Annotated in this window: 28 protein-coding genes and 1 pseudogene; 16 read left to right on the top strand and 13 right to left on the bottom strand. The window is 60.1% G+C overall.

What is annotated here, in order from left to right:
- Positions 1-3 precede the first annotated feature (3 nt).
- The 5 genes and pseudogenes from HGB51_RS03335 to HGB51_RS03315 all read left to right on the top strand — a co-directional run.
- Positions 4-450, top strand: a pseudogene (locus HGB51_RS03335) (site-specific integrase); the annotation flags it as partial.
- Positions 451-667: 217 nt separating this feature from the next.
- Positions 668-1,114 carry a hypothetical protein gene (locus HGB51_RS03330; RefSeq protein ID WP_141738977.1) on the top strand — a complete coding sequence of 149 codons (447 nt, stop codon included), beginning with the start codon at positions 668-670 and terminating at the stop codon, positions 1,112-1,114.
- A 474-nt stretch (positions 1,115-1,588) separates the two neighbouring features.
- The gene (locus HGB51_RS03325; protein ID WP_070206346.1) at positions 1,589-2,173 is read left to right on the top strand and encodes a hypothetical protein; all 585 of its coding nucleotides are present in this window, start codon (positions 1,589-1,591) and stop codon (positions 2,171-2,173) included.
- Positions 2,170-3,099, top strand: a complete 930-nt coding sequence (locus HGB51_RS03320) for a Kiwa anti-phage protein KwaB-like domain-containing protein (protein ID WP_070206345.1) — start codon at positions 2,170-2,172, stop codon at positions 3,097-3,099. The genes HGB51_RS03325 and HGB51_RS03320 overlap by 4 nt, the downstream gene beginning before the upstream one ends.
- A 1,599-nt stretch (positions 3,100-4,698) precedes the next feature.
- Complete coding sequence (locus HGB51_RS03315; protein ID WP_084738789.1) at positions 4,699-4,965, top strand: putative hemolysin; 267 nt, start codon at positions 4,699-4,701, stop codon at positions 4,963-4,965.
- Positions 4,966-5,162: 197 nt separating this feature from the next.
- Here HGB51_RS03315 and HGB51_RS03310 read toward each other — a convergent pair whose 3' ends face one another.
- The 5 genes from HGB51_RS03310 to HGB51_RS03290 form a co-directional block, all read right to left on the bottom strand.
- Positions 5,163-5,387: a hypothetical protein gene (locus HGB51_RS03310; protein ID WP_141738976.1), complete on the bottom strand. Its 225-nt coding sequence runs from the start codon at positions 5,385-5,387 to the stop codon at positions 5,163-5,165.
- Between the two features lie 1,935 nt (positions 5,388-7,322).
- Positions 7,323-7,514 (bottom strand): hypothetical protein, encoded by a 192-nt coding sequence (locus HGB51_RS03305; RefSeq protein ID WP_141738975.1) that lies wholly within the window; start codon positions 7,512-7,514, stop codon positions 7,323-7,325.
- Between the two features lie 170 nt (positions 7,515-7,684).
- Positions 7,685-8,026: a hypothetical protein gene (locus HGB51_RS03300; RefSeq protein WP_070206343.1), complete on the bottom strand. Its 342-nt coding sequence runs from the start codon at positions 8,024-8,026 to the stop codon at positions 7,685-7,687.
- The gene (locus HGB51_RS03295; protein ID WP_070206342.1) at positions 8,023-8,334 is read right to left on the bottom strand and encodes a hypothetical protein; all 312 of its coding nucleotides are present in this window, start codon (positions 8,332-8,334) and stop codon (positions 8,023-8,025) included. The genes HGB51_RS03300 and HGB51_RS03295 overlap by 4 nt, the downstream gene beginning before the upstream one ends.
- A 72-nt stretch (positions 8,335-8,406) precedes the next feature.
- The gene (locus HGB51_RS03290) at positions 8,407-9,183 is read right to left on the bottom strand and encodes a hypothetical protein (RefSeq protein ID WP_141738974.1); all 777 of its coding nucleotides are present in this window, start codon (positions 9,181-9,183) and stop codon (positions 8,407-8,409) included.
- Positions 9,184-9,313: 130 nt separating this feature from the next.
- Here HGB51_RS03290 and HGB51_RS20445 point away from each other — a divergent pair, with 130 nt between their 5' ends.
- Entirely contained in the window at positions 9,314-9,607 is a 294-nt protein-coding gene (locus HGB51_RS20445) for a helix-turn-helix domain-containing protein (RefSeq protein ID WP_070206410.1), read from the top strand.
- Between the two features lie 201 nt (positions 9,608-9,808).
- Here the strand turns inward: HGB51_RS20445 and HGB51_RS03280 are convergent, their stop codons facing one another.
- Positions 9,809-10,060, bottom strand: coding sequence for an HNH endonuclease (locus HGB51_RS03280; protein WP_246233457.1), 252 nt, complete (start codon positions 10,058-10,060; stop codon positions 9,809-9,811).
- Between the two features lie 939 nt (positions 10,061-10,999).
- Here HGB51_RS03280 and HGB51_RS03275 point away from each other — a divergent pair.
- Together HGB51_RS03275 and HGB51_RS03270 are read left to right on the top strand one after the other, a co-directional pair.
- Positions 11,000-11,896 carry a PDZ domain-containing protein gene (locus HGB51_RS03275; protein ID WP_084738787.1) on the top strand — a complete coding sequence of 299 codons (897 nt, stop codon included), beginning with the start codon at positions 11,000-11,002 and terminating at the stop codon, positions 11,894-11,896.
- Between the two features lie 66 nt (positions 11,897-11,962).
- Positions 11,963-12,481: a hypothetical protein gene (locus tag HGB51_RS03270; protein ID WP_070206340.1), complete on the top strand. Its 519-nt coding sequence runs from the start codon at positions 11,963-11,965 to the stop codon at positions 12,479-12,481.
- Between the two features lie 289 nt (positions 12,482-12,770).
- On the opposite strand, the gene HGB51_RS03265 is transcribed toward HGB51_RS03270, so the two are convergent.
- From HGB51_RS03265 to HGB51_RS03255, 3 genes are all read right to left on the bottom strand, one after another.
- Positions 12,771-13,415: a response regulator gene (locus HGB51_RS03265; protein ID WP_070206407.1), complete on the bottom strand. Its 645-nt coding sequence runs from the start codon at positions 13,413-13,415 to the stop codon at positions 12,771-12,773.
- 950 nt (positions 13,416-14,365) lie between these two features.
- Complete coding sequence (locus HGB51_RS03260) at positions 14,366-14,716, bottom strand: response regulator (protein ID WP_070206338.1); 351 nt, start codon at positions 14,714-14,716, stop codon at positions 14,366-14,368.
- Between the two features lies 1 nt (position 14,717).
- The gene (locus HGB51_RS03255) at positions 14,718-15,860 is read right to left on the bottom strand and encodes a two-component system sensor histidine kinase NtrB (RefSeq protein WP_070206337.1); all 1,143 of its coding nucleotides are present in this window, start codon (positions 15,858-15,860) and stop codon (positions 14,718-14,720) included.
- Positions 15,861-16,015: 155 nt separating this feature from the next.
- Between HGB51_RS03255 and HGB51_RS03250 the strand changes: the two genes are divergently transcribed.
- Positions 16,016-16,384, top strand: coding sequence for a response regulator (locus tag HGB51_RS03250; RefSeq protein WP_070206406.1), 369 nt, complete (start codon positions 16,016-16,018; stop codon positions 16,382-16,384).
- 23 nt (positions 16,385-16,407) lie between these two features.
- On the opposite strand, the gene HGB51_RS03245 is transcribed toward HGB51_RS03250, so the two are convergent.
- The gene (locus HGB51_RS03245; RefSeq protein WP_070206336.1) at positions 16,408-16,656 is read right to left on the bottom strand and encodes a hypothetical protein; all 249 of its coding nucleotides are present in this window, start codon (positions 16,654-16,656) and stop codon (positions 16,408-16,410) included.
- 163 nt (positions 16,657-16,819) lie between these two features.
- Between HGB51_RS03245 and HGB51_RS03240 the strand changes: the two genes are divergently transcribed.
- A complete protein-coding gene (locus HGB51_RS03240; protein WP_070206405.1) occupies positions 16,820-17,254 on the top strand; it encodes a BLUF domain-containing protein in 435 nt (144 codons plus the stop codon).
- Between the two features lie 116 nt (positions 17,255-17,370).
- On the opposite strand, the gene HGB51_RS03235 is transcribed toward HGB51_RS03240, so the two are convergent.
- A complete protein-coding gene (locus tag HGB51_RS03235) occupies positions 17,371-19,140 on the bottom strand; it encodes a YbhB/YbcL family Raf kinase inhibitor-like protein (protein WP_070206404.1) in 1,770 nt (589 codons plus the stop codon).
- Positions 19,141-19,381: 241 nt separating this feature from the next.
- Here HGB51_RS03235 and HGB51_RS03230 point away from each other — a divergent pair, with 241 nt between their 5' ends.
- The 6 genes from HGB51_RS03230 (at position 19,382) to HGB51_RS03205 (ending at position 25,110) form a co-directional block, all read left to right on the top strand.
- Positions 19,382-19,891, top strand: coding sequence for a ferritin-like domain-containing protein (locus HGB51_RS03230; protein ID WP_070206335.1), 510 nt, complete (start codon positions 19,382-19,384; stop codon positions 19,889-19,891).
- A gap of 54 nt (positions 19,892-19,945) precedes the next feature.
- Entirely contained in the window at positions 19,946-20,848 is a 903-nt protein-coding gene (locus tag HGB51_RS03225; RefSeq protein ID WP_070206334.1) for a manganese catalase family protein, read from the top strand.
- Positions 20,849-20,892: 44 nt separating this feature from the next.
- A complete protein-coding gene (locus tag HGB51_RS03220; RefSeq protein WP_070206333.1) occupies positions 20,893-21,396 on the top strand; it encodes a hypothetical protein in 504 nt (167 codons plus the stop codon).
- A gap of 108 nt (positions 21,397-21,504) precedes the next feature.
- A complete protein-coding gene (locus HGB51_RS03215) occupies positions 21,505-21,681 on the top strand; it encodes a DUF3606 domain-containing protein (protein WP_070206332.1) in 177 nt (58 codons plus the stop codon).
- 9 nt (positions 21,682-21,690) lie between these two features.
- Complete coding sequence (gene ligD, locus HGB51_RS03210) at positions 21,691-24,258, top strand: DNA ligase D (protein ID WP_070206331.1); 2,568 nt, start codon at positions 21,691-21,693, stop codon at positions 24,256-24,258.
- A gap of 39 nt (positions 24,259-24,297) precedes the next feature.
- Positions 24,298-25,110 (top strand): OBAP family protein, encoded by an 813-nt coding sequence (locus tag HGB51_RS03205; RefSeq protein ID WP_084738785.1) that lies wholly within the window; start codon positions 24,298-24,300, stop codon positions 25,108-25,110.
- A 42-nt stretch (positions 25,111-25,152) separates the two neighbouring features.
- Here HGB51_RS03205 and HGB51_RS03200 read toward each other — a convergent pair whose 3' ends face one another.
- Complete coding sequence (locus HGB51_RS03200; protein WP_070206330.1) at positions 25,153-25,716, bottom strand: cysteine hydrolase family protein; 564 nt, start codon at positions 25,714-25,716, stop codon at positions 25,153-25,155.
- Between the two features lies 1 nt (position 25,717).
- Positions 25,718-26,356 (bottom strand): DUF6766 family protein, encoded by a 639-nt coding sequence (locus tag HGB51_RS03195; protein WP_070206329.1) that lies wholly within the window; start codon positions 26,354-26,356, stop codon positions 25,718-25,720.
- Positions 26,357-26,364: the final 8 nt, after the last annotated feature.

The raw sequence follows: 26,364 nt of genomic DNA, 5'->3' as shown, positions 1-26,364 counted from the left end.
CCTGCCTGCACAGCGGCGAAGCATTGGCAACGAGGGAGAGTGTCCCCAGCTTGTTTGGTCGAGGGCGCGCACCCGGTCGTGAACGCATTGGCGGGCATCAGGGTGATGGCCAGGACGGACTGTGAAGACACCGGCTCGCCTTTCACCAACGCCGAGATGGAGGCTACTTTCGACCCAGTTGAGTTCCCAGAGTGGGCGTCAAGACATGCGCACCAGTGGTTCGGACCCATCCTGGGCTTCTACTCGGGCGCGTGGGCCGACGAAACTGCTCAGTTGCGGTTGGAAGACATCGAAGTCATCGACGGCGTCCCTGGCTACTTCGTTCGCCAAGGAGTAAAAGGCCAGAGCATCAAGAAACTAAACAGCCGTCGGTTCGTTCCGTTGGCCGAGCCGGTCATCGAGTCGGGATCCTGGGAGTATGTGGAAGAGGTGCGACGGGCAGGTGGTGAATAGTTCTTCCCGGATATGCCCAACTCGACAGCACTCGGCTTTGGGCGACAGCTCAGATAGGCTGAGTCTGCCGGACCGGGTGGCTACGCTGGTTAAATTCGGACAGCCCATCTGCCATTCTACACACTCGGTGGATTTTCCACAGATACATGCGCCCGATGTGCTTTGATTGGATGCTCTTTGTAGGTAATTCTTAACTTTTATTTCAGGAGAGGGGGTGGCTATGTCTGCAAAAGGAGGCGCTGTGGCCAACTACGGTTTTAGGATTTTCAGCAATCTCTTGATATGGATTTTTGTGGCTCTGATCGCTGAAGGATTGCCGCAATGGCTTTTCAACAATGCAAAGCCTAAAGATCCTCCGATAGTTGTGGAGTTCAGTAGATTCATTGACTGGAGGCTTTGGCTTCTTCTGGTCCTGGCTATGATTCTCGCAGCAGCGCTATTGTTCTTTGTTGCCAATGCGAAAGAGGCTAAGTATCGAGACCAGTTCGTTCGTTTTCTAATCGAAGACGTTTTCGGGGTGTTCTTGAATGCGGGCTCGTTACTGTCGGTTTGCTCGCTTTGGCTACTCGATGTGCCTCTCCTTGTGGCGGCTGCTATAAGTTATCTCATTGGATTTCGGTTTTGGTCCGTGTTGCTGCCACGCCCAAAGCAGAAGCCATAGCGTAAGGGTGATCCAACTACTGGCAAAAATAATCAGAAGAGTTAATCTTAAACTAGCTAACATGCCGTTTCCCGGATATTGGTTCGGGGCTGAGGCTAAGTCTTTTATAAATAAAGTCAAGGTTGTTAGGGGGGTTATTCGTCTCGGCACGATTTATTGGAAAGAGAGGTGGATGGCGGTCCCCACCAAATCCCTCAGCCGGATACTATACGCCAGAGCATCGGTAGCCGAACTTGATGCGCTCCGCGGCTGCCTACTGAGAGCAGCAAAACGTTGCATCGCGAGTGAACGCCTCGAGCAGCCTACTAGGTATCGTGTCGTGAGAAGAATCATCGGCGGGGCACTGGGCGCTAGGTGCAAAGCGCATCGGAGCACCCCTACTTGCCTCGGTCCGACCGGCGGGAGCCGGGCGGTGTTCTCAGCCCGTGCGATGCCCATTCGCAACAATGTTGGCGACAATAGAAGGGTCCTGCGATGCAACTTCAGTTCTGGTCTGCTCTTTTTATCTTCTTAGGTTCCTACGTGCCCTTGGCATTAATCTTGATGGTTCAAGATATTTCGGCCAAGCATTGGGGGGCGGACTTGTGCGGCTGGAAAGGGCAATGGGATTGCCAGTTTCAGATCTTTTCCCACCCCTGGCTGGCATGGGCCAGCGTGGTGGTAACCTTGGTTGCACTTGCTCTGACGACAGTCGCGCTGCGCTCGGTCCGGCTCGTCCATCGCGTGCATGTCCAAGAAGCTAAAGCCATTCCTAATGACCTCATCAACTACGTGCTTCCCTATGTGGTCTCTTTCATGGGCTTGAGCTATGGGGACCCGCAAAAGTTAGGGGGCTTCCTAGTCTTTTGGGTAGGATTATTCTTCATTACGTATCGTTCAGGCCAGATTCTGATGAATCCGCTGTTGATCGTGTTGGGATGGAAGCTCTATGAGGCAAAAGTCGCGCCGGGACAGGCGGGGGCAATTCGAATGGTTAGGGTCTTGAAAAGGGGGGCGCTTGTGCCCGGCATTCAGGTTGCGGAAGAAGTACAGGACGTTTATTTGATGGGGGAACCATGACTGACCAAGCATTGGAAGCATTGCAGGAATTTGATTTTGATAGCGCGGGGGTCCATCTGTGGGTCTTCAAGTCCAGCACAACGGCAGCCCGCTTTAGCGCTAGCTACGTCCGAATAGATGAGGGTTTGGAAAGCGCACTGCGCGACTTCCCTAAGGCGGAGAGGGCAATGATGACGGAGTGGGTCCCATACGGGCATTTAGCCCAGCCAACGGAAAATGGCTGTCTGTCGGTCGCCGCAGTCGATACAGACTTCCACTTGCTTAAGGCTCTCGTCGACCGGCCAGAGGTTGAGCACGCTATCACAAGCCGGGACCAGCTCAAGAACGCTTTGGGCTATGTGGTGAAGTTCTACGAAGGCGAGCGCGTGCTGTATGCAATGCGACGATCACCTGCGACATGGAGAACTGCGTATCGAAAGAGAGGGGTCGTCAACATGCTCTTCCAAAACGGCGAGCTTAGCGCCGTGGAGGGCGTGGATTTCACGTTAGAGCCAGGATTCGATCTCTTCGCGTTGGACGATGCGCTGCTCGTAAGCAACAAAGGAGCTTTCGAGTCGCTGATGAGGTATCGCGCAGGCTTTGTGAGCGCTTTTGGCGAACTTCAGGACGAGGAGCGGTTCGTATCCCTATTCACTGACATGGCTCCATTGGTCGCGCACGTCGGCACTAATGGAACCCATTTGCGCCGGATGGCCGTCATCCAAGAACGCAAGCTCTACGACAATCCGAAGTATCTTGGCACGCTGCGTGAGGTATGCGAAAAATACCAGTGGGGAGTTCAGTTCGACGCGGCGGGACACATCGTTCCCACTAAGGAAACGGCTGCGGTAATCATGAAACTGCTACTGGACCAGCGTCTCATCAGCGAGATCACCGCAATCATGTATGACGTGCCAAACGGCCATCGTCTCGACGCGGTTCAATAACAGCCGCACTTGGGGACCGGGGCTAGATCGACCTCAGTGGCCGGGGCGGCACTGATGCTCGGGTAGCGGGGCCATAGCAACGGTCATTTGCCGCCCAGCCCTAGCCTGCTTGGGTCGGTCAATGATGGTGGTCAGCAGGGTAGGCTGCCTTTCTTGGGCAGCCGCCGAAGCCCGGGGCGGGCGGCGAAGCACAGCCGAACGGCGAGAGGCGGTGATAGGTCCCCCCGTCATCCAAAGGAACTTGGTCGAAGCCTTAGTTGTATGGGGCTGTCCCCGGCTTCGTCGTCTCAGGCAAAAGTGTCACCGAATGTGTGGCGGGTCTTGGCTTGGCTGAGCGCTGCCGTGTAGAGCTGCGCCTGGGACTTGGGGGCGCAAGACTGTGGTTTCAGCAGACAGGGCACAGGTTCGACGAACGAACTGTGGCCCGTCTTCTGTCAGGCGACCGACAACCACCAAGTCGTCATTAATACGGGACACTCTATCCCCATCAAGAGGAGCGCACGCGTCGTCTCTCTGCAGGTCAGAGAAAAAAGCACTTTGGGCCGCCACCCACCGTAACCCCGGATAGACAGGGGACTCGCTACTCGACAAAGCAGATGCTCCTAGCACAAGTGTGAGAGCAGCAAACCCTCTGATAAGCGTAACGACTACATCGAACTGGCTGCCTGTTGCTTTTGATCTTGAAAGCTTGAAGAAGCCCCATCCTAAGCCAACGAGGGCAGGAACTGCACCCAGAACGGTTAATGACGTTGTTATTACGGGCACCACGGAAAGCAGACTGAGTAGGGCGCTTGTCGTCGGAAAAAGGGAGGGCTGCTGGGTGGTTGCTTCATTGACTATTGTCCTGCCCACCCCAGTTGCTGCTGTGAGTGCAGTGGCTCCAAACACCGTCAATGAGAACTTCATCATAGGCTGGCCCAATTTCGGGACCGCCCACGCGTAAGCGTCTCCGAGAAACGCAGTTATCAGCAGGGCACAACTGGCATAGGCGGCAACGTCGGAAGGGAGGGTGTTCGGTGACCTATGGAAAAGGGCGATGGAAGCAAGCATGCAGGTGGCGCCGCCTAGATAGAGACGAACTGTCCAGTGGTGTCCCAACCACCAAAGCTTTGTCTTCTCAGCAAGCGATGTTTTTTCCTGTGCTGCACATAGCGTCTCTTGCGTGTCCATAGCGCCCCCCTCAACAATGGGTTCCAAGTGTAGAGATGGCCGTTCTCAAAAGCTGCGACCCTGAGGGTATGTTCAGCGGACCGTAGACTGCATCCGACACGACAACCTGCTCCAACCTTGAGCTTCTGGAGAGATTGCCATCGTTGCAGACACTCTGGCCTCTCACGGGTGCCAAGAGGGCACAATATCCAAGGAACGAGAGCAGCGTCCGCCCCAATCAAAACAAACCCACCCTTTTTTGCGCGGGGTTGCGCAACTTTTGGCGAAGCCGGATGGTTGGAAGAGGAACGGATCGGGGTCTACAGCAACGCCCTTCATCGCGGCCGCAGCCCCGCAGTTCCGCTCTCCGAGCTGGAGAGCTGAACCCTTCTGTCACGCGGCCGCTTTCACACTCTCAAGAAATCAGCAAGGGTTGCTGAGGAGAGCATCATGCATCAGATGGCTCAGTTTCATCTCGCGCTGCTGGCCGCGTCGGTTGCAGCGGTGGCAGGCTGCTCCAGCCAGGAACAGGAAGCACGACGCAAAGCGGTTGCAATACCTAACCCAGCCTCGGAATACTGCGAAAAGCTGGGCGGTAATGTGATGATCCAAGAGAGCCGGCAGGGGGATCAGAGAGGCGTTTGCCATATGAAGGACGGGACCCGCGTTGATGAGTGGGAGCTCTTCCGTCGCGACAATGCTGGCTCGACTAAATAATCGAAGGTGCCGCGCATCCAAGGCCCCTTCGCAGGACAGAGGCGCTTGGGTGACCGGACACGTATTGATGCATGTAAGAGGCTGCCACGGCCTGGCAAAAGTCGTATCGGTGGCACGCGAGCGGTGCTGAGGCTTGCCATCGGCATGATGCAATCCGCGACCTTAGGATGCGTGACGTCCCACATGTTTCGGTTCGATCATTCCTTGGTGATCTCGCGGAACATCCGGACCCGTTCCCAGAACTCGGCGAATCGAGCGTCACTGATGGCTTGCCGAGTGCCGCATTTACGGCAGTAGAGAATGACCCCGCCATCAATCACTTCAAAGTCGGGTGGCGCATTGGCGACGACCTGGTGATGGCACGTCAGGCATATCGCCTTCACGGAGTGCGGCTTGGTCAGCCGCTTGGTGGAAGCATCCATGTCTCCATCCACGGTATGGAGGAGAAAAAGACCCGTGTGCGGCATTGCCTGAAGCCCTCGCGTGCGCCTCTTGGAATTCGGCCAATAGTAAAAAACGCGTGGCGTGGAAAAAATGTGAAGCAACGTCCAATTGGAGGGGGAGTGATGAGGTCGGCGTTCGATGCATTCCACTCACGAGTGAGGACGGATGCCTGCCGGCAGCACCCTAGCTGCCTATTTTGCGAGCTGGTGCGACGAAGGGCGGTTGATGCGTGGCGCGACCGCCTGGATTTTCTCTCTACGGGCCCTTCGTTGAAGGAGCTCGCGCACTCTGCCCTTGGCGGGTGATGAAGTCATCGAAGTAAGCAAGAGAAATCGTTTGATGATTGCCGCAGGCTGGGCACGCGACCACGGCCCCACGCGCAAGTTCGATCAATTCTTTGCCCTCTGTCGCCGCGAAGGTGCGCATGCAACTGCAGCAGGTGCTTTCAACCCGGTCGACCCAAGCCAACGTCCCATCGGCCTTCGTCTCGCCTGTGACCTTCAAGAGATAGAACTGTCCAGTGTTTGGCATCTTCCATCCTCCTGCAGAAGCTGACCACTCGGTTCTTGGCGAATGTAGCAGGGCGCTGCCCTTGGGTGAAGAGAGCTGCTCAAAGCGCAGCGTCCCTGTGCCCCCAGACGGGCGCTGGGTTTAACGAAGGCCACAGGGGCTCTCAGCCGTGCCCATAGACCCACGTCGGTCAAGCTGGTTGCTTGCGCGACCTGCTCCATTGGGGTCAGACGGCGTGCAGCACGCTCCCAGTCAGGATTCTAAAGAGGTCTCGCTTTTTGGCTAGGACCTCCTGCGATGTGAGCTGCGCCTCGTCGCGCCCCTGACGAACGGTCACTGCGCTATCCAAAGCGGCTATCGCGCCGGCATACGTGGCCCTGGGGGGGCGGCATCCTAAGGTTCCTGCCAAGAGAAGTGCGCGAGGTCCTCCGCTGCAAATTGGGCGTTGAGCAACGCGCAGGCTTGGCTGTAGATGGCCCCATCGTTGCAGACGAGCAGGAGCGCTTCGTTGGCTTCGGCGGCCGCCAGTGCGTCCCTCATCCGAAGAGGAACCTCCCACGGTGACATCAAGCCAACCTGAGTGACGACCTCGGCAGCCCTCTCAAGGACCCCAACTGCCAGCTCGCCGTTGCCACCGAGCGTCGGTCTTCCTCGTCGCGAAGACCGACCAACAACGCACGCCACCCTGAGATGCTTTCGCTTGAACCGCGTGCGGAAGACGGTTGACTCCGGTGCGCCGTTGTCCGGAAACCTGTGAGAAACGGCGCTCCAAATCACGGTGATGCCCAATAGTGCAATGCAGCAGAACTTTAGCACGGGTGGGCTGCGCGGAGGGGACAGTCGCCCGTCCTAGGTGACTGCCCCCTCTGGCGACCGCGAAAGCCAAGGCATTCAAAGCGCTCTGCCCAGCGGGCCCACGTTATTCAAATCAACACAGCCGCGGCGACTGCTGCGTGAGCTGCATCCACAGGACCAACAGGGAACCGGATCGATCCGAACCTAACCTGACCCCTTGACCCTAGAACAGTTCGCGAACCGGACATGTGTCCTGGGTTGTGTCCCGTTAGTCTATTGCACCGGAGTCGACCATTGCACGCGATGGAGAGCTGGCAATAGTCCTGCTAACTTGTAAACCGAGGCGGCGCAGATGCCGCCGAGCGCGGGTCGATCAACATAACCGAAATCCAAGAAGAGGTCCGGTTCAAAATGGCAAAGATCAAGGGTTCGCCTAGGTATCGTGTGGATACAAAGACGATTACGAATGCTGGTTCTCCCCCTGAGGAGACCACCAAGTATGTGGTCTTCGACAGGCAGGCTGGTGTGGAGCTAGGTTCATATTTCGAGCATTACGAAGATGCGCTAGTGGCGTGCGCCAGCCTCAACGAACTTTCACCAACGTGGAATTAAGAATCTCGCGTTATTTTGATTAGCGAAAGACTTGGCACGTCCTCAAGACCTGGAAGTTGCATGCCGGACGGGGTCATGCTTTTCCCGTCCGGCGCAAGCACGAGGAAGATTTTCCCGTCGATCGGGTTGTTTAGAGGAAGGCGCTCAGGCGGCGGGTAGTCCGAAACAACTTCGATGGTGAACTTCATAGGGTGACTCCGGCTTATGTCAGACTCTTATAAGTTGGTTTCCAGTATTGTCAATGTCCATGATGCTGGTTGCTTTGCCAAAGCATCTCTATTTCAGGGCGCCCGCTACCGCGAGCTGGCAATAAAAAGGGCCGCTCGTGGCGGCCCGTTGTATTTGCAAGATCCCACTGCTATTGAGTTAGCTGCGCATACATCACAAACAAGAACATCGGCAGCCCACTCAGCAGGCCAAACACCCAGAAAGCGCCCATCAACGTCAGCGGCGTCATGATCCACCACTGCCACCAGGCAAAGCCCACATCGCGCGCCTGTGCTGCGTGGGCCTCGACCGGGTAACGACGCGCCGCCTTCCGGTTTGCGCGTCGGGCCATGACTGGCCCGACGACGAAACCGAAAGGTCCCAGAAAGAGCAGAGACAGCGAATACCACCAGAAGAACCGCGTGCGGGGCGTCGGCAGGGTCCGGGCAGTCGGTCGCGGGGGGACATACAGCGGAGGGGGCTGGGCGCTCATTTGGCGTAGGCCTTCCATGTTCCCGATTCCTTGGCGTAGCGGAGGTTCTTGCTGACAGGGATGGGCACTCGCCGGCCTCCGATGTCGATGCTCACCTTTCCAGCGGTGTCGCACCGATAGCCCGCCGTGTCTTGGGCCTCCACGCACCCCGTCAACTGGAAGTCCTGAATCTCCTGGACTTCCCCGGCTCCGCTCTGCGTCAACAGGGTGGCCAGCGCCTTCTCGGCATCGCTGTTCGAGGGAGGACCACCGCATGCGGTCAGGGTGAGGGCGAAGGCCAAGGCGGCCAGAAGGAACCTTGCTTTCATGGGTCATTCCTTGAGTGATGAATTTGAAGAGCGGCAGGTGCCTGCCGCCCAGATATCGCTTTACGTGGACGACTACTTGTCGCGATTGCCCTCGGGCTTGAACCCTGAGATCCACATGCGACCGTCCTTGAAGGGGGTCAGGACCCCAGCCGCGCCGGGGTAGATGTCGGCGGTTTGGATAAAGCCGCTGACCCACGCCACGCGCAGCGCGACCTGAACAGCCCTTTCTGACACGCCAGGGCGGGAGACGTTGACCACGAACGGCTGGCTGGGCGGGTTGGGACCCGAAGAACGGCTCGCCCCAGTGTTCGGCTTGCTGGGGGGCACCCGGACGCCCATCAACGTATCGCGAGCTTTCCAGAGGGCCGAGGTATTGAGCTCGGCCGTGTCTCCCAGGTCGTCGGTCTCGGTCAAGGAGGCATTGGCGCAGGTGCGGAAGGTCTCCGTCGTGGAGGCGCTGGCGCTCGTCCAGATCTTCGCCTCGACGGTCCAACAGGGCAGGGACGCACCCCATTCCTGGAACGTGAGGGCCACCCGGGGCCACTCCAGCTTGCCGAGCTGGGCTTGCTGATGGTTGTCCGCCTTGAAGAGGCCGGGCAGCTTGCCTGAGCCGCTGATGGGCACGTAGATGGCCCCGCTATCGGCACTCGTCTTAGCGCCACCTTGGGCCGGTTTGACCCCCACCATTTGCTGGCCGGCGTCTTTCAGGCTGGTGCCCAGCTGCCGAAAGAATCCAGGCTTGTTGGGCCTTTCTTCTTGCTCAGGGTGGGTTTGCGCGGCTGCCCCTTGGGCGGCCAACAGCAGTGCAGCCGTCAAGGCGATGGCGATCCTTGTCTCGATCATCTTCATGAAAACCCCTGTGGTCGGTTGGGAGGGTGCTACATTTGATGAAGAGTCTGCCATGCATCGAGGGACCGCGTCATGCTGTCTACCCAAGTTTTCAACTTCCGTTCACTTGCCCAGCCCCTCCGCCCGCTCCCTGTTCGCCGCCCGCCTGAAACAGGCCCGAGAACTGCGCGGCATTCCCAGCCAACGAGCGCTGGGGGTTTTGATGGGGCTCGATAAGAAGCTGGCGAGCAGCCGGGTCAATCGCTATGAGACCGAGGTCAGTGGCATCGATCTGGACGGGCTAGGGAAGCTGGCGGGCGTGCTGGGCGTCCCGATGGCTTACTTGGTAGCCGAAGACGAAGCCACCGCCGCCGTGGTTCTGGCGCTCTCCAAGCTCACGGCCAGCCAGCGCATTGAGTTGGCAAAACAGTTGAACCAGGAGTAAAAGCCTGCACGCGTTTTGCTTTCCCGACCTGATCCCGTCACGCGTCACGCGGTTCTGCACGTTTGGTCAGCCGAGATAGCTAGGCGAAGTGCCGCATGAATGTCGGACGTGAAGCTGTCAACGTTTTGGGTGGTAGACGAGGGCATGTTAAGTTCCCAGAGATCCCTCGGATTGGCATCCACGCGCAGCTTGGGCAGGGCCTCATCGAACCCGATATGGGAGCCACTTTCCCTTCGCCATTTGGCGTTGGACCCGAGCGCGATAGGAATCGGGCGCGAGGGCTCCTGCGGATCGCTGGTGACGCCTTTGATTGCACAAGCAGCACGCCGCCACAATGTTGCTTGCGAGGTCTTTCCCCCCATCCTGTTTTGCCACCAAGTGCTCGGCGGTGCATTGAGCGCTGTAGGCCTTGCTTGCTTCAGGCCCAAGCTCGGAAGGCGAAGCCAGCCACATCGGAAGCCCGCAGTAATAGCAGCGGCCGGACTGGGCGTGGAAGGCAGAAGTGCGAATGGATTTGAGGCGTTTGTTGCTCATAAGAGGGCTCCGGAATCAAAAGAAGATTCCCGTGCCTCCTAGAAGAGAACCTCGGGCACCCGAAGCCGATGGGCTATACGGGCACAACACCAGCGCTTATGCGACCGGCAGGCGCGTTATAGCGCAGCATTGGAGTCCGCGCAACTGCCAACAAAAATGCAAGGTGCCGAGCCGATGGCAGATGGTGCGAGGGCAGGGAATAGGAGGGGCGACGGAAGCGAAAAGGCCACGCCCTATCGTTGGATTGAGGATGAGTGGCACTTGGGTAAGCATGAGTTCCTCTTCACGAAGACCAAGGACGCCAGGTATCGACCATTTTGAAGGCGTGGTTCTGGACTACCTGCGGGCGGATCGGGCGCTGTTCGTGAACAGCCAATGCTGCATCCAGCTCAACGAGGGGGTCAATCCAGACACGAGCGGACCCCACTGGTATTGCGACGCAGTGGCGGTCAGCTTCAAAGATCAAGCGGTCTACCTTTGCGAGATCACCTACGCCGCTCGTGCGCCTTCATTGCTGGCCCGCCTGAGGAGCTGGGATCAGCAATGGGCTGGTGTCCAGTTGGCTCTAGCTCGGGACAGCGGGGTGCCCTCGACCTGGGCGGTCAGGCCTTGGCTGTTTGTCCCGCAAGCACACGCGGAGCGACTACGGGCAACCGTTGACGGCGTAGCCAACTTGCCGAGTCCGCGAATCACCTGCTTGGAAGAGGTGGTGCCGTGGCGCTACCGGTCCTGGGACCGGGGGGCATATGTCGACCCGACACCATAAGCCCCCGTCTTCTGGCAACCCAAACGTGTCTGCAGGAGCCGGAGGGACGTAGACTAGACCGATAGGGACCGCTGAACAGGGAAGGGGGAAAGATGAGGCTCCGAATTTGGGCCAGCACGCTGGCCTTGTTGCTGTGTGCGGGCCAGGCACATGCTGACCCGGCTCGACTGGGTTCCACGCCTTTGCCAGTCGTGACCGTGAAGGGCCGCAGCGTTCAGGAGGTTCAGGACGCCGTTGTGGCGATGATGCTGCCTGCGGGGAGAACCCCGGCGCGGCAGGACAGGAACGTCATGGTCTACGAGTTCCCACTGTCGTTCTGGCAATCCGTGGGTGTGCAAATGGCCCAAGGAAACAGTGGCTGGCAGGAGCCTAAGGGGCGTCTGACCTTTACGATGGCGCAAACCGGCCCCAACGTGATGGTGAGCAACAAGTTCGAGACGGTTGCCACGAACATGTTCAATGCCAGCAACTCGGTAGAGATCAACAACCCGGTGGTTTATAACGAAAACTATCTGGGATTGCAGATGGTCGCTGCCTTTGCCGAGGGGCGCATGGTCCCCGGCGAACACAACGCACTGGGAATCCAGGCTTACGAGAAGCCCACGCGCAAAACCCGGAAGGTCGGGGCTGTGATCGAGACGCTTGTTCCAGGAGGGCCCGCCGAGGAGGCAGGTCTGCGCGCCGGCGACGTTGTAACCCACATCGGGGGCGTGCCATTGGCCGAACAGAGTCCTGCCGTCATCCAGCTGCTCGGCTACCTCCAGATAGGTGAAGCCAAGCTTCAGGTGCTCAACAAGGGGGAGGTCATCGTCCATAAGCGACCCTCGCCTATTGCGCCGGTTTCGGCGAGTGCGCCCGCTACGTCCGCCGCTGCGCTCCCTCCGCCCACGGCGCGCCCGGTTCCCGTCAGCGATTCAGCACCGGCCCCACGGCCGGAGGAGGCCGGGCAGGGCTGGTGGCAGCAGCACAAACCGACTCAGGACGATTGACGCCGCCAGCAGGATGAAGGGTGGGGTCGCTTGCTCCCCGTTGGCCGTAACCGCCGTAGTAGTCACATGCGTCACAAGGTCGTGAAACGGCCATTTGAGATTCCAAGCGAGGATCGCAACGTCTTTTCCGATAGACTCTCGGCCATGACCACGCGCCCCACCAAGCTGCAAATCGCTAGCGGGCACCTGGATACGGCCTGCCAGCTCTACCTTGTTCAAGCGCACCCTGCAACAGTCGTCCTCTTGGCTGGCACAGCGGAAGACATGTTTCGCTGCCTCCCAGCGACCAATGACACCCCTGCCGTGGGCGAGCACATGCTGCACTATGCGAGGCAACTGACGGCTCGCCCAGATCTACACTACCGCGAGATACACGAGGACATGGTGGGCCTGCGCGACGCGGTGAAGCATGCAAACCGGGCTGACGAAACCCACGTGGATATCGGCCGAACCGATGTCCACCGCTACCTGGTGGGGGCGCTGATGAACGCGTTTCGCTGCGGGGTGGACCTTACCGAGGCAATGACTGAAACGTTTGTTCGCATCGCAGACATCGAAGACGCCTTGGAACGGCCGAGCTGCTAGCGCTTCAATCAAGATCGCTTCCCCGGTCGCGCTGCCTGCTCAGGCTCGCTCCTTTCGAACGCTTGGAATGAGCAGGGTTCAATCGCCAGGTCGCCAGAAGGTAGCGTGCACAGCCACATGGGCGCAGCTAACGTTCTGACGCCTAGGTTGGGCTGTCCCTGACGGCCAGTTCAACGCACGGAGAGGCGCTGTTCGGGGCCTCCAAGCGCTTTGGCACACACGATTGCCTGGGAACCCCAAGGCGCATTTCGAGCGCCTCCTGGCCTAGGAATTGCCTAGGAAGCCGCTCTTAAATGACCCCTATTTCCCTTGCTTTTGCGACAAGTTCAATGGTGCCGTGAACGCCGAGCCTGCGCATCATCAAGAACTTGTGGTGCTCGATGGTCCGGGTCGAGAGCCCCATGGTGTATGCAATCTCCTTTGCTCGTAGCCCTTCCCCGAGTTGCCGGATGATGCCGACCTGACTGGTTGTCAAACCATAGGCGCTGCCGGTGTCCGAGCATGGCGGCGAAGTCAGAACCGCTGCGGAAAAATAGATGCTGCCCGCGAGCACGGTCTTTACGGCATCCAATAACTCCGCTTGGTCTGAGGTTTTGGTGAGGTAGCCCCGGCCGCCCCACCGGACTGACGAGGCCGCTTCCCCCAGGTCGCCATGCCTCGTCAAAAATAGGAACGGCATAAGGTAGCCTTCCAACCGTGCGAACCTCATTGCATCGAGCCCTGAAACGATGGGCAACGCCGTCTCTGCGATCACAAGATTTGGCGGCGTCTGTCGCAGGCTTTTGAGCAGTTGGTCACCTGAGACCACCAGCTCGACGGTGTCCGCTACGTCGGAGCAGATTCGTGCGAGCCCCTCGGCGGCAATCAAATGGTCATCCGCTATTAACAGTTTGCGAATCCTTTTAGAACAAGGCTGAAGCTGCTCTTTCAACACAGAGGCCCCCGTCGTTGTGGTCTGTGGCAAGTGTGGCGATTGCTCATCAAGAGCCGCTGATAAGCCTTGACCCACCACATGCTACACGGCGTGCCCTCTGAGACCATCCGTAGATCAAGAAGACCCGAAACGGTATTTCTACTGAGTTGTTCAAGTGGGGGCAATGCACTCGAGCTCGCCCTACAGCGATGGGTCAGCAACGCCGTTAACCGTCCTAAGCGGTAAGCGACCCGTCCCAACCCCGCTTGCGCAAAGGCACCGAACCCACGTTGCGTCGTCTAGCGTTACAAGCCCCGATACCGGCCTTGGACGCCATGGTGCCGGTGCGCCGGCTTCGCTCATTGATGGCGACGCAGAGGACTGAACGATCGTCAGCAAGAGTAGCGACCTGGATCAGAAGCCGCCAGAGAGTATGGGCGACTGCTCTCCCAGCGCAGAGAACACGGCTGCTAAGGCACGAACTCCTCTCCTTTCACCCATTGCCCGGCTAAGGGCCTAAGCACGCACCGGGTCTCTGCATCCACCACGGCCGCCGTAACGCCGGCGATCAGTAGAGACACCACGCTGAGGCACGTCTGCCGGTCATCAAAGGCCTCCCGTGGGTCTATGAGCACCGCGCCGTCTCGTGTCTTGAGCCTCCAGCGCCAACCACTGCTTCCCGTGAGATGCGCCCAGATGCCGCGCGCTCGATAAATCTCGATATACACCCACTTCCCCTGTGGAAACAACTGCAAAGAGTCTACCAACCGCGCGCGTTACAGCCAGATGCCTTTCGACCTAGACCGAAGCTGAACAATTCATGCAGCAAGCTTGTGCCCCCCAACGCGAGACAGCGGAGCAGGTGCGATGGCCAGCATGTGGGTGTCAAGCCAAATCAGCTTAGGTCGTCGCGCCACCGCATGTCGTCCCACTCGGCGCGGCGTTAAACAGTCGATCCAACGTCGGCGTCCTCACGCCTCTTGGATGGCACGAATGAGCTGGGTAAATCGGTAGGGCTTGGGCAGGTAAAGCACGCCCGGCGGGATCGGCGGCAACTGGGCCCGCTGGAGGCCAGAGACGACTAAAACACGCGCATGAGGTTGGGTGTTCGCTACTTCCGCCGCAACGTCAAGTCCCGAAACGCCTTCAGGCATGCACACGTCTGTAACGACCACCGCATACTGCGTTTCGCCACGCAGCTGCGCGATGGCTTCCACCCCGTTACTTGCCGCTGTCACAGCAAAGCCTTGACCGGAAAGGGCTTCGACCACGACAGACCGAAGGTCCGCTTCGTCTTCTACAAAAAGAACGTTGATGGGCATGTCAGGCCTCTGGAACTGGGAAACACAACGTGACCCGCGTGCCTTCCCCTGGAATGCTGTCGAGCTCGGTGAAGCCGCCCGAGTGAGAAGTGAAGCCAAATACCTGGCTCAACCCCAACCCGCTGCCGCGGCCCACCGATTTGGTGGTAAAGAATGGTTCGAAGACCCTAGTCTGCTGGGCCAGAGGAATGCCTTCCCCATTGTCCTTAACGGCCAAACAAACGTAGGTCTGAACCACTGCGTCTGATTTGGAAGGGTCTCGCAGCCGCTGCGCAGACGCCGTGATCTGGATGTGTCCGCCGGTCGACAACGCGTCACGGCTGTTGCACACCAAATTAAGCATTGCCGCCTCCAGCTGCGCTTTGTCCAGCTCAAGACGCGGCAAGGTGGCCGGCACGTCCGCCGAGACACGGATCGTGCTTCCAGCGGATCGCTCCAGCATCGGCTGTATCTCACGCATCACCTCTGACAGACTCAGAGGCTCCGGCACCAACGCCTGGCCCCGGCCGAACGTCAACAGCTGACGGGTGAGCAGGGCGCCGCGCTCCACAGCTCGATGCGCGGTTTCCACCAGGTCAGCCAAGGCGCTGTCTTTGAGCCGTAGGCTCACTAGGTCCAGGCAGTTGGCGACGATTGTCAGCAGGTTGTTGAAGTCGTGCGCTAAGCCCAAGGTGAACTTGCCGATCGCCTCCATCTTCTGCGCCTGCAGCAGGCTCTCCTGCGCTTCCCGCAGCCGCTCCTCGGCCTCGTAGCGCTCGGAAACGTCGCGCGTGATCTTGGCGAACCCTATCAGCTCGCCGTCTTCCCAGATCGGGTCGATGACCACATTGGCTCTGAATCGGGTCCCATCCTGGCGCAGCCGCCAGCCTTCGTCCACGTATCGCCCCTCAGAAGCAGCAGTGCGAAGGTTCCGTTCGGGAACGCCCGCTTCGGCTTCTTCAGGCAGGTAGAACCGGGAAAAGTTGGTCCCAACCACTTGCTCGGCCAGATAGCCCTTGATGCGTTGGCCGCCGGGATTCCAGGTCCTTACGACGCCCTGGGGGTCCAGCATGTAGATCGCGTAATCAGTGACAGAGTTCACAAGCAGGGAAAACTGGCGAGACTCGTCGTTCAAAGCGTCTTGGGGGCGCTGGGCTAGGGGCACGGCAAATCCTCGGAATCACGTTCACGTTAAGCCGGTGATTGTAAATAATCTGTAAAGAAGCAGAATTGACGGACCCTTCACGTCCTTCCTAGAATAGCGCCGGGGGCCTTGCAGTTCTGCAGCGAGCCATCAAGCGTTTGCCCATGGAGAACGAAATGCCTGTCGTCGGAAAGCCTCTCAACGTGCTGCTCGTTGAGGACGAGCCCACGCTGATGAACATCATTGGCGAAACCATCGTGCAGCTGGGGCACAAGGTGAGTTCCCAAGCGGAGCGCTTGGATGAGGCCCTTGAGTTGGTGGAGCTGGGCGGGTTCGACGTGGCGATGCTGGACGTTAACCTCAACGGACTGGATTCCTTCCCGGTGGCCGATCTTCTGGCCCAAAAGGGCATCCCATTCGTGTTCACCACCGGCTTTGGTGGAAACCACTTGCCGGAGCGTTTCCAAGGCGGCTACCTCTTGGAAAAGCCGTTCAGGCTGCGCGACATTGGTCAAATGCTGGATCGCCTGGCGGAATCGCTCTAGCGGGGCGTCACCGCTAATCCTTCCTACGCTTCAAGGGTGGCCTGTCGATCCCACTCCGCGATCTTTGCGTTGCTGACGGCTTGGTGCGTGCCACAATGTTCGCAGCGGACCAGGGTGCCTCCGGGCAGATGGACCAACGCATGGTCGTCCGAAGTGGACGTCCTGTAGCAGTGGCCGCACGTAAGAGTAACCCCTGTTACGCGATCCACGCCGCCGGCGGCATTGAACACGGCCTCGAACCGCTCGATGTTAAACAATCCAATGGTGTTCATGTCTGCCCCTGTCTCAGTGTCCGCAGCATGAGGCACCCGGGATGATTGGGACGTTAGCGTGGCCACGAAGGGGCTGCACGGGGCCTTCACGCCGCACCCTCCATCACCGGACGTTTCTTAATAGGCAGGTAGGGTGAGGCTGTCGCTTTACCTGGAGTCCAACATGCCCCTGCGCGCCATCGCATACGTCAGTGAAGCCGACCAGCCTTGGAAGCGAGCGGAAGTGGATTCCATGGTGGAGCGGGCAGCCGCGTTCAATGTCCAAGCGGGCGTAACGGGTATCCTGTTCTTCGACGGCCAACGCTATCTTCAATACTTCGAAGGGCCTGAGGACGGCGTCTTGGTCGCATATCAACGCATCCAGAGCTCCTTGCTGCACTCCAATGTCATGGAGCTTGCCCGGGGCCCCGTGGGGCGGCGCTTGGTTCCGTATTGGAGCATGCGGTGGCTGCTGGCCGACCCCAGCCACTTGCTAACGATGGTGAAAGCCGACTGGACCGGGTTCGTTCGCTCCGACGCGCGGCAGAGCGACCCAGTCACGGCCATGGAGCACCTGCATCGTTACGTCCAGCCTTACATCGCCGGGGCGGTGGCTTAGCCGCTGAAGCCACCGCCGGACCAATCGTCGCCCTAGGCACCGCCCCGAATTGAAAAGATGCCTACACACCGGCGCCCCTCTCCCTGTGTTGCGAGCGGTGCCGGATGTAGCGACCGTCATTTAAGGGGGGGCGTCGTCTGTGGGTAGGTGCCGATGGCCTCGCCTCCGCCGATTACATGGCCCTTGGCCGCTTCAAGCACCTCGTCTCTGCTCGCCCCTGGCTTCAGATCCAGCAGTCCATCCAGAGCCAGCAACTGGAAGTGGTAGTGATGCGGCGGATCGCCGACGGGGGGCTTAGGGCCAAAGTAACCAATCGAGCCGCGGCTATTTTTCCCTTGCAGCATGGCTGCAGGCTTCAGGAGCCGTGGGTCCGTCGGAAGGCCTTCGGGAAGTCCGTTGGCGGTCGCTGGGATGTTGTAAGCCACCCAATGCACGAACGGTTTGGGGTCCGCGGCGTCCGGGTCCTCCATGATCAGCACATACGACTTGGCGTTCGGCACCGAGGCCCAGGACAGCGGCGGAGAGGCATCGTCGTGATAGGCGCTGAAGCGAGGGGGCAGCGGTTGGCCCGAGGCGAAGCCCGGCGACCGAACGTCCGCCTTTCCGACGTTCCCCACCCGTTGCAACGCCAAGGGAACGCCCGAGCCCGCTCGGACCTGGGCTGCTAAAACGTCTGCGGGAACGGTCTTGGGCTCCACAGTGGTTGACGGTGCTGCGCCGTAGCTCACGCGATAGATGACCCCATTGGCATCGTCACCCACCAGCAAGGCACCGCCCTTGGTCACGGCCAACCCGACAGGGCGTGCGATGTGGGCCTTTCCGCCGTCCACCAAGAATCCTGTCAGGAACGGCTCAAACCCCACCGGTTTTCCGTTCTCGAAGCGAACCCGCACGACCTCGTAGCCCGAAGCGGGTTTGCGATTCCAAGACCCTCGCATCGTCACGAACGCATCGTCGCGGTAGTCGGTAGGGAACTGACCGCCGTTGTAAAACACGAGCTGCATCGGGGCCGCGTGTGCGGTGTAGCCCAGCGTCATGGGCTCGCTCATCGCCGCCCATTGCTTCTTGCTGATCTGCCCCGGCGGCGTGCTTTGGGGGTTCTCCCCGTCCTTGGCCCAGATGTGGGGCCATCCGTATTGCTTCCCCTTCTGGAGCCGGTTGAGTTCTTCGGGCTGTTCGTTGTCGCCCAAGTAGTCGATGCCGTGGTCCATCCCCCAGAGCTCCCCAGTCTTCGGGTCCCAAGCAAAGCCAATGGTGTTGCGCAGCCCACTGGCGAAGATGGAGCGGGTCTTCCCGTCCGGGGACGCGCGCAACAGCGTGGCGTGCTCCGGGTTGGTCTCATTGCAGGCGTTGCAGGAGGACCCGACGCTGATGTAAAGCTTCCCGTCCGGTCCAAAGGCCAAGGTCCGATTGGGGTGCTGGCCCCCGTCGGGCAGGTCATTGATGATGCGCTCCTCCGGCCCCAACGTGCCGTCCGGACGGATAGGGGCGCGGTAGACATCATTCACCGTGGCCACATACAACATGCCATTGGAGACTGCTAAGCCGTGAGCGCCCGGCCGAGTGAAGACGACCTTGGGCTCTGAATCGAGCGTGCCGTCCTCGTTCTGGTCCTCAAGAAGCAAGACATCCCCTTGGTCTCTGCGTGACACGTAAATACGCCCGTCGGGAGCAACGGCAATGATGCGGGGATTCTGGAGGCCTTGGGCTAAGGGGCGAACCTGAAACCCGTTGGGAACCTTCAAGGCCTGGATCCGGTTGGTCGTGGCGTCCACCTTGGCCGGCTTGAAGGTATGGACGCCAGCCTGCACGTCGGTGCCATCGCCCTGCTGGGCGAACACTGCGGCGGAGGAGAGCAGGAGCAGCAGTAGCGCAGATCGATTCATGGTCAGGTCCAAGCGCATCGGGGCATTCAGCTTCCACCTGGGACGATCACCACGTCGAGAACAGGATGCATGCGCCGCGTTATGGGCGCTGCTGGCTCAACCAAATCGGATTCCTGCCCCAACACTTTTACCCCGAGAGTCGCCCTGTGGTGTTGGCCCTCGCTTTGCCTTCACGGTGACCTCGCCCCGCACACATGGAAGGAGCGCTAGGTTGAAGTTCCATCCACCTACGAAGATTGCCATGGCCGAACTTAAAGAGAACCTCCTGGACTGGCTGCGCGACGCCCATGCCATGGAGCAGCAGGCGGAAACGATGCTCAAGGGCCAAGCTTCCCGCATCAAACACTACCCGGTGCTCAAGGCCCGTATTGAAGAACATATTCAAGAAACCATTGGTCAGCGCGAGCTGCTGGAAGGCTGTATCAAGCGCCTGGGCAGCTCCCCGTCCACGCTCAAAGACGTGATGGGCAAGATGTCAGCGTTCGGCCAAGCCGTTGGTGGAATGACCGCCTCCGACGAGATCGTCAAGGGCGCGATGGCGGGGTATGTCTTCGAACACTTCGAAATCGCCTCCTACACTGCCCTGATCGCCGCTGCAAAAACGGCCGGCGACTCCGAAACGGTCCGGGTCTGCGAGCAGATCCTCGTGCAGGAAGAGGCCATGGCCGACTGGTTGGCCGCACACCTGCCCGAAATCACTGAAGAGTTCATGGTTCGCGACGCCACGCCCGGCGTCGAGGCCAAGAAGTAATGGCCCTGCGCATGCGCGCAAGCCACGTCCCAGCCATCGCCAGAGGACTACCCCATGTTTTTGCACCATAAGAAGCTCATGTATACCGTCCGGGTCGAGCGGTCTGATCCGGCCCTTGCAACCCTGATGTTGGAACAGTTCGGCGGCCCACAAGGAGAGCTGGCGGCTGCGATGCGCTACTTCACCCAGGCGCTGGGGGAGACGGATCCGGGGAGGAAGGATCTTCTGTTTGATATCGCCACCGAAGAAATCAGCCACCTGGAGATCATCGGCACCATCATTGCCATGCTCAACCAAGGACCCAAGGCCGTCCAGTCGGAAGGCATGGCCGAAGTGGAGGACATGCGCAACCTGGGTGGCAACAGCACCAGTCACACGCAGCAGATCCTCTACGGCGGCGGCCCCGCTCTCGTGAACTCAAGCGGCGTGCCTTGGAATGCGGCGTATATCGACTCCATCGGCGAGCCGACCGCGGATCTCCGCTCGAACATCGCCGCCGAGGCCCGTGCCAAAATTGTCTACGAACGCCTGATCAACGTTACCGATGATCCTGGCATCAAAGACGCCCTGCGCTTCCTCATGACGCGCGAGATCGCACACCAGAAGTCGTTCGAAAAGGCGCTTTACAGCATCCGTCCCAACTTCCCACCGGGTAAGATGCCCGGCGACCCCGCGTTCACTGATCTCTACATGGACATGTCTCAGGGAGAAGGCGACGCAGCCGGCAGCTGGAACAGCGGTGATCTGTGGGAGCAAGTCAGCGATCGCGACGCCCAGGCAGCGTTGGATGGCGGCGATGGCGATTGTTCCGTGGGCCTCTCTGAGCGGGAAAAGCTTGCGCTGGAGGCAGTCAGCTTGCGCACGCTTTCGGACCCCGAAGAAGATCCGCTCACTGGCGCGGAACTGGCCACGGGCGAGGGCGCCGGTGCGACGAAGAGCCCTGCGAGAGAACCATGAACCGAATTGTTTTCCGGCAGGATTTGCCAGCCTAGGCGTCCAGCATGTGGAGCCCGTCGAGCCAAAGCGTTGCATACGCTGCCTACCTTGGGTGGCTGGGCTTTGGCTTGGCGGATTTTGTCATTCACCGGCGCACCTCACTTCCTCAGACCTCTGGGGTCAGGGAGAGCGCGCTGCACGGCGTCCAAATATTCTTAGTGGGGATAGGGGTCCTGGTGTGGGCGGTGTTTGAAAGTTCATGGGCGGTCGCCGCACTATTGAGTGGACTGGCGGTCCTTCATGCCGCTGCGGCCTACGCAGACACGATGGTTGCCGATGCGACCCGCCATGTGGCCCCTGTTGAGCAACACGTTCACAGCGTCCTGGACATCGCACCCTGGGGTTTTGCCGCCTATACCGCTTTCACCGCTGTGCCGACCTGGGCACTGACGTGGGACAGCAAACCGATATCGGTCTGGGCAGCGCTCATCTTGCCGCCCGTTCCCCTGGTCCTCATGCCGTGGGTTGCAGAGTTTCGCGCCGCGCTGTTGGCGAACCGCCCTCACTGATGGACGCCGGCTGGTTCACAGCGCGACAACGCGCGCTGTCCTAGAACGGCCTTGGGAACGAGCATCCGTGCTCTTCTGTGGTTTCAATCACTACAAGAGGATTCCAAGATGACAGACGACAAGAGCAAGACCGGCGGCCCGGACCGCGACCGCATCAACGTCAACGAAGACTACGAACTTCAGTATTGGACCAAAGCGTTGGGGGTCTCCGCAGACGAACTCCGTGAAGCTGTTAAGGCCGTTGGGCCGGCGGCCGCCGCGGTTCGGCAACACCTGGGCAAGTAGGCCGCCGCCATGTCCTTGGTCGAATACCGCCGCAAGCGCCGCTTTGATCAGACCAAGGAACCCGAGCCCGGCAAGGCGTTGCCAGCCGGGCAGCGGGCCATTTTTGTCGTCCAGCTCCACCACGCCAGCCGCCGCCATTACGACTTCCGGCTGCAGGTGGGCGACGCCCTCAAGAGTTGGGCCGTCCCCAAGGGGCCCAGCTACGATCCCAAGGTCAAGCGGATGGCGGTTGAGGTCGAGGATCACCCCGTGGACTACGCGTCCTTCGAGGGCGAGATTCCCAAAGGGGAATACGGGGGCGGTCACGTGGCGCAGTTCGATCACGGCGTCTGGGCCACGAACGGCGACCCGGAAGCCCAGCTCGCAAAAGGGCATCTGCGGTTTGAGCTGTTTGGCGCCAAGCTCAAGGGCGGCTGGCACCTGGTCCGCTCTGGCAAGCCCGCACGTCAGCCGCAGTGGCTGTTGTTCAAAGAGGACGATGCCTTTGCAGGCCATCTGGAGGCGGACGATCTCCTGGCCGACGTGGCACGCGCTCCTGCCGAGGACCTCAAGCGAGCCGGAGCGGGCAAGAGCGACAAAAAGAAGCTGACCGCAGTTCCGGCCAAGCGACCCCGCAAAAAGGACTGGGCGAAGAAGGCGTTGGCGTTGCCTGGTGCAGTGGTAGCAGAGCCTCCCGATGGGCCGTTCGAGCCTCAACTGGCCAAGCTCGGCGACGCGCCCCCGAAGGGGGAGCAGTGGGTGCATGAGATCAAATGGGACGGCTACCGCATCCTCGCAACGATCAACGACGGCGAGGTGCGCTTATGGTCCCGCAACGCCTTGGAGTGGACGGACAAGATTCCTGAAATCCGTGACGCCGTGGCCGCTTTAGGATTGAAGTCGGGGGCGCTGGACGGCGAGCTCATCGCCGGCAGCGGCACGAAGGAAGACTTCAACCTCCTTCAGGCCACCTTGTCCGGGGAGCGGCAGGGCACGTTGGCCTATGCGTTGTTCGATTTGCTCCACATCGATGGGATCGACATCGCCAATGCGCCCTTGGTGGACCGCAAGGCCCTCCTGCAGGCGTTATTGGAAGGATCTACCGGTCACTTGGCCTACAGTTCCCACATTGAGGGCGATGGCGAATCGGCGTATCAGCTGGCGGGCCAGCGCCATTTTGAAGGCATCATTTCCAAGCGGGCAGATCGGGCCTATCACGGAGGCCGAAGCGAGGACTGGAAGAAGACCAAGCAGCTGGCCAGCGACGAGTTCGCTGTAGTCGGTTACACGGCGCCCAAAGGCAGCCGCACGGGCTTCGGTTCCCTCCTGCTGGCCAAGCCGGACCCAAAGCATGGGTGGCTCTACGTGGGCCGCGTGGGCTCGGGCTTTTCCGATGTCCTCATCAAAGAGATGGCGCAGCTCATTGGGCGAGCGGGTGGGAAGACCCCCACGGCCCACGTGCCAACGCAGGGGACGGGCCTCCGGTCGGCGACTTGGTTCCAACCCAGGTTCGTGGTGGAGGTGTTCTACCGCGGCATCGGGGGACAGCAACTCCTCCGTCAGCCCTCTCTCAAGGCGGTGAGGCGCGATAAAGACGTGGCCGACTTGATGGACTCGGACAGGGCTGGGGGGAGCACAGACGCTGGGAAAGGGACGAAATCGAAGGCGGCTGGCAAAGCGACCAAGAGCGCCCGTCGGCCCGCAGCGGCAACCGCCACTAACACTAGGGAGGTTCCCAAGCTCTCCAGTCCGACCAAGGTGATCTTCCCCGACCTCAAGGCTACCAAGCAGGACGTCTGGGCCTACTACGCGGCAGTCATGGACCACCTGCTGCCCGAAATCATCGATCGGCCGTTGTCTATCATCCGTTGCCCCAGTGGCACCGGGAAACCGTGTTTCTTTCAGAAGCACCACACCGCAGGACTGGAGCTCGTGGACTCGGTTCGGCTCAAGGAGGACAGTGGCATCAACGCGCACTACCTGGTCGTGAGGGACGCGCCCAGCCTGCTGGAGCTTGTGCAGTTCAACGCACTGGAGTTCCACCCCTGGGGCAGCCACGCAGAGGCGCCGGATCGGGCCGATCGGGTCGTCTTCGATCTCGACCCAGGCCCAGAGGTTCCGTTCTCCGAGGTTAAGAAGGCAGCGGTGGACATTCGCAAGTTCCTTGCGCAGCTGGAACTGGAGTCGTTCCTGCGCGTCTCCGGCGGCAAAGGCCTGCACGTCGTTGTGCCATTGAACCCCGGGTGCGACTGGGACCTGACCAAGCGCTTCGCCAAAGGGTTTGCAGAGGCGTTGGCCCAATCCGAGCCAACCCGCTTCCTGGCCACCTCAACCAAGAGCCTGCGGAACAAGCGAATCTTTGTGGACTACCTTCGAAACGGTCGGGGAGCAACCGCGGTCGCTTCTTATTCTCTGCGCGGCCGGCCAGGCGCTCCGGTGGCCATGCCGCTCGCCTGGAGCGAGCTTGCCAAGTTGAACCGAGCAGATGCCTTCACCATGAAGGACGTGCCGGCGCGGTTGAGGCGGCGCCGCAAGGACCCTTGGGCGGAAATCAACACGATCCAGCAGAACCTTGCCCGGTGGGCACAGGAAGACTGATCCATTCGCAGCTTAGCTACCCGCTCAAGGAGACACAGCATGCGTCCAACCATTCTCTGCGCTGCCGCAGCGCTTGCTCTTTCAGCCTGTGGTGGCGGAAACACCGAGTCCAGTGTCCGCGCCCCTGGGGCCGAGGAAACAGCAAAAACCAAGGCGTTGGACGCCGGGGCTGCCATCCTGCAGGACCGGCCGCCGATCGACGCGGTCAATGCCTACTTGGACGGCTTCCATTTCTACAATGGCCAGATGAGCGTCCAGATGGAGGCCCATCACTACTGCTCCATCCTCAACGAAGATGTCATTCAATGCACGATCTACGACGGCAACGTAAAGGACGCCAAGCTGATGGGTGTCGAATACATCATCAGTGAAGCGTTGTTTGCCGGCCTACCCGAGCAGGAAAAAGCGCTCTGGCACAGCCACGTCCAAGAAGTGAAATCAGGGCAGCTGATCGCGCCGGGTATCCCTGAGGTTGCCGAGCAGGAACTCATGGAAAAGCTCATCCGGACCTATGGAAAGACGTGGCACACCTGGCACACGGACTTGGACAAGGACCTACCGCGGGGCATGCCGCAGTTGATGATGGGCTTCACGGCCGATGGGCAGGCGGATCCTGCCATGGTGGCCACTCGAGATAGCCGGCTCGGCGTAAGCAGCGACGAGAAGCGCAAGCGCCGCGCCGAGATTACGACGCCTGCAATTGATCCAGGCGCAGATGCTTGGCAAAAGGGGACGGTGATCCAAATCGAGGATCCGGCTGGTGACCATCTTCACGGCCGGGGGAGGAAAACCAATGAGGTGTTAGCCCCGGACCAAAACGCGACGTCCGAAGGGCCGGCCACTAGGGAATAGTGGCGCCTTCTCTCGCTTTGCCTAGGAAGACATCCAGTTAGGCTAAAACGGCTGGTTGGCCGCAACGCTCGCTATCACCTGACGTGTGGACTGCACAGTGACTCCTCCGGTGTGGCGGATGACGTTGAGGGCGGCCGATCGTCGTTGGGGCAGGGAGGCGGTGGCGTCCGAGACGACGACGGATGGCAACTCGCGAGAGTTCGCATCCAATGCGGTGGCGAGCACACACGAGTCGAGCGCCATGCCAACGAGGACCAGCTGGCCCACGTCGAGCTTCGCGAGGAGGACGGCCAATGGGGTGGCGAGGAAGGCCGAGTGCTTAGGCTTCAAGACGGTGTAGTGATCCGGGCCTGGGAACAGCAGTTTGGCGATCTGACCGGGCGCGCCGTCTTCATGTCGGCAAACCTCGGCGAGCTGGTGAAAGCCGCATTTCCAGTCGCCAAAGTTGTCGTTGGCGTAGACCACGGGCCAGTCTTTTTCGTCAAAGGCCTCCCGAAGCTGTCGGGCCTTCCTCGCCGCCCTGAGGGCCAGCGGGGCCAGTTGTGGTCCGTCTGGGAAGTCGAAGCGAGAGAAGAGGTCGATGATGAGAAGGGCGGGGCGGGGCACGTCAGTCCCCCGTCTGGGAGTGCGGGGCTTCTACTGCTTTGGACTGCGGCGAGTCTTTTTGACGCAAGAAGATGGAAAAGACCACCAACGCCAGCACAGCCAGGAACTCGCTCTGCCAGTTCTGCATCGACTCAAACCAAAAGTCGCTGCTGAACAGGTGCTCGGTGAAGGTGGGCGGCATCAACCCGCTCAGTCGATCCTCGGCCGATTTGGCCTCCCAGCTGCCCACCGCATGAAGCGAAAAAGAAACGAAGAAGAGGGCGAAGAACGCGATTGCCAAGGAGTGGCTGTAAAGGGCTTTCCAGAGCCCGCCCTTGAGCACGGGAAGAGGGGGGGGGCCGGGTTCGATACGGGACTCCTCTTCCTCAGGGTCTAGTGGCCTGGACTCGGCAGAACCCTGTTGACGGAGGCGGACGGTGAGCAGCACATACATGCCCATCTGGAGGAACTCACTCTCCCAGTTCTCAAACGTGGCGCTGATGAAGTGGCCTGACGAGAAGTAGGTCCACAGTCCGATGGACGCGACCCCATGCTGGTTGAGTTCCTCGTTGTAAACGTGCCACCCGGTCAGGGCCTGGGCCGAGAGAAACACGGCCATCAGGCCAAAGAGCACCAGAGAAAGACCGTTTCGACGCCACATCTTTCCAC

The organism is Stenotrophomonas bentonitica (assembly GCF_013185915.1).
Taxonomy (GTDB): Bacteria; Pseudomonadota; Gammaproteobacteria; order Xanthomonadales; family Xanthomonadaceae; genus Stenotrophomonas; species Stenotrophomonas bentonitica.
The sequence above is the reverse complement of the archived record's forward strand: the minus strand, read 5'-3'. Positions and strand labels throughout refer to the sequence as shown.

Excerpts from the sequence above, each read along its gene's own strand:
- HGB51_RS03325 (WP_070206346.1), top strand. The coding sequence starts at position 1,589 with ATGCAACTTCAGTTCTGGTCTGCTCTTTTTATCTTCTTAGGTTCCTAC.
- HGB51_RS03320 (WP_070206345.1), top strand. The coding sequence starts at position 2,170 with ATGACTGACCAAGCATTGGAAGCATTGCAGGAATTTGATTTTGATAGC.
- HGB51_RS03315 (WP_084738789.1), top strand. The coding sequence starts at position 4,699 with ATGCATCAGATGGCTCAGTTTCATCTCGCGCTGCTGGCCGCGTCGGTT.
- HGB51_RS03310 (WP_141738976.1), bottom strand. The coding sequence starts at position 5,387 with ATGGATGCTTCCACCAAGCGGCTGACCAAGCCGCACTCCGTGAAGGCG.
- HGB51_RS03305 (WP_141738975.1), bottom strand. The coding sequence starts at position 7,514 with ATGAAGTTCACCATCGAAGTTGTTTCGGACTACCCGCCGCCTGAGCGC.
- HGB51_RS03300 (WP_070206343.1), bottom strand. The coding sequence starts at position 8,026 with ATGAGCGCCCAGCCCCCTCCGCTGTATGTCCCCCCGCGACCGACTGCC.
- HGB51_RS03295 (WP_070206342.1), bottom strand. The coding sequence starts at position 8,334 with ATGAAAGCAAGGTTCCTTCTGGCCGCCTTGGCCTTCGCCCTCACCCTG.
- HGB51_RS03290 (WP_141738974.1), bottom strand. The coding sequence starts at position 9,183 with ATGAAGATGATCGAGACAAGGATCGCCATCGCCTTGACGGCTGCACTG.
- HGB51_RS03280 (WP_246233457.1), bottom strand. The coding sequence starts at position 10,060 with ATGTGGCTGGCTTCGCCTTCCGAGCTTGGGCCTGAAGCAAGCAAGGCC.
- HGB51_RS03275 (WP_084738787.1), top strand. The coding sequence starts at position 11,000 with ATGAGGCTCCGAATTTGGGCCAGCACGCTGGCCTTGTTGCTGTGTGCG.
- HGB51_RS03270 (WP_070206340.1), top strand. The coding sequence starts at position 11,963 with ATGCGTCACAAGGTCGTGAAACGGCCATTTGAGATTCCAAGCGAGGAT.
- HGB51_RS03260 (WP_070206338.1), bottom strand. The coding sequence starts at position 14,716 with ATGCCCATCAACGTTCTTTTTGTAGAAGACGAAGCGGACCTTCGGTCT.
- HGB51_RS03250 (WP_070206406.1), top strand. The coding sequence starts at position 16,016 with ATGCCTGTCGTCGGAAAGCCTCTCAACGTGCTGCTCGTTGAGGACGAG.
- HGB51_RS03245 (WP_070206336.1), bottom strand. The coding sequence starts at position 16,656 with ATGAACACCATTGGATTGTTTAACATCGAGCGGTTCGAGGCCGTGTTC.
- HGB51_RS03240 (WP_070206405.1), top strand. The coding sequence starts at position 16,820 with ATGCCCCTGCGCGCCATCGCATACGTCAGTGAAGCCGACCAGCCTTGG.
- HGB51_RS03235 (WP_070206404.1), bottom strand. The coding sequence starts at position 19,140 with ATGAATCGATCTGCGCTACTGCTGCTCCTGCTCTCCTCCGCCGCAGTG.
- HGB51_RS03230 (WP_070206335.1), top strand. The coding sequence starts at position 19,382 with ATGGCCGAACTTAAAGAGAACCTCCTGGACTGGCTGCGCGACGCCCAT.
- HGB51_RS03225 (WP_070206334.1), top strand. The coding sequence starts at position 19,946 with ATGTTTTTGCACCATAAGAAGCTCATGTATACCGTCCGGGTCGAGCGG.
- HGB51_RS03220 (WP_070206333.1), top strand. The coding sequence starts at position 20,893 with ATGTGGAGCCCGTCGAGCCAAAGCGTTGCATACGCTGCCTACCTTGGG.
- HGB51_RS03215 (WP_070206332.1), top strand. The coding sequence starts at position 21,505 with ATGACAGACGACAAGAGCAAGACCGGCGGCCCGGACCGCGACCGCATC.
- ligD (WP_070206331.1), top strand. The coding sequence starts at position 21,691 with ATGTCCTTGGTCGAATACCGCCGCAAGCGCCGCTTTGATCAGACCAAG.
- HGB51_RS03205 (WP_084738785.1), top strand. The coding sequence starts at position 24,298 with ATGCGTCCAACCATTCTCTGCGCTGCCGCAGCGCTTGCTCTTTCAGCC.
- HGB51_RS03195 (WP_070206329.1), bottom strand. The coding sequence starts at position 26,356 with ATGTGGCGTCGAAACGGTCTTTCTCTGGTGCTCTTTGGCCTGATGGCC.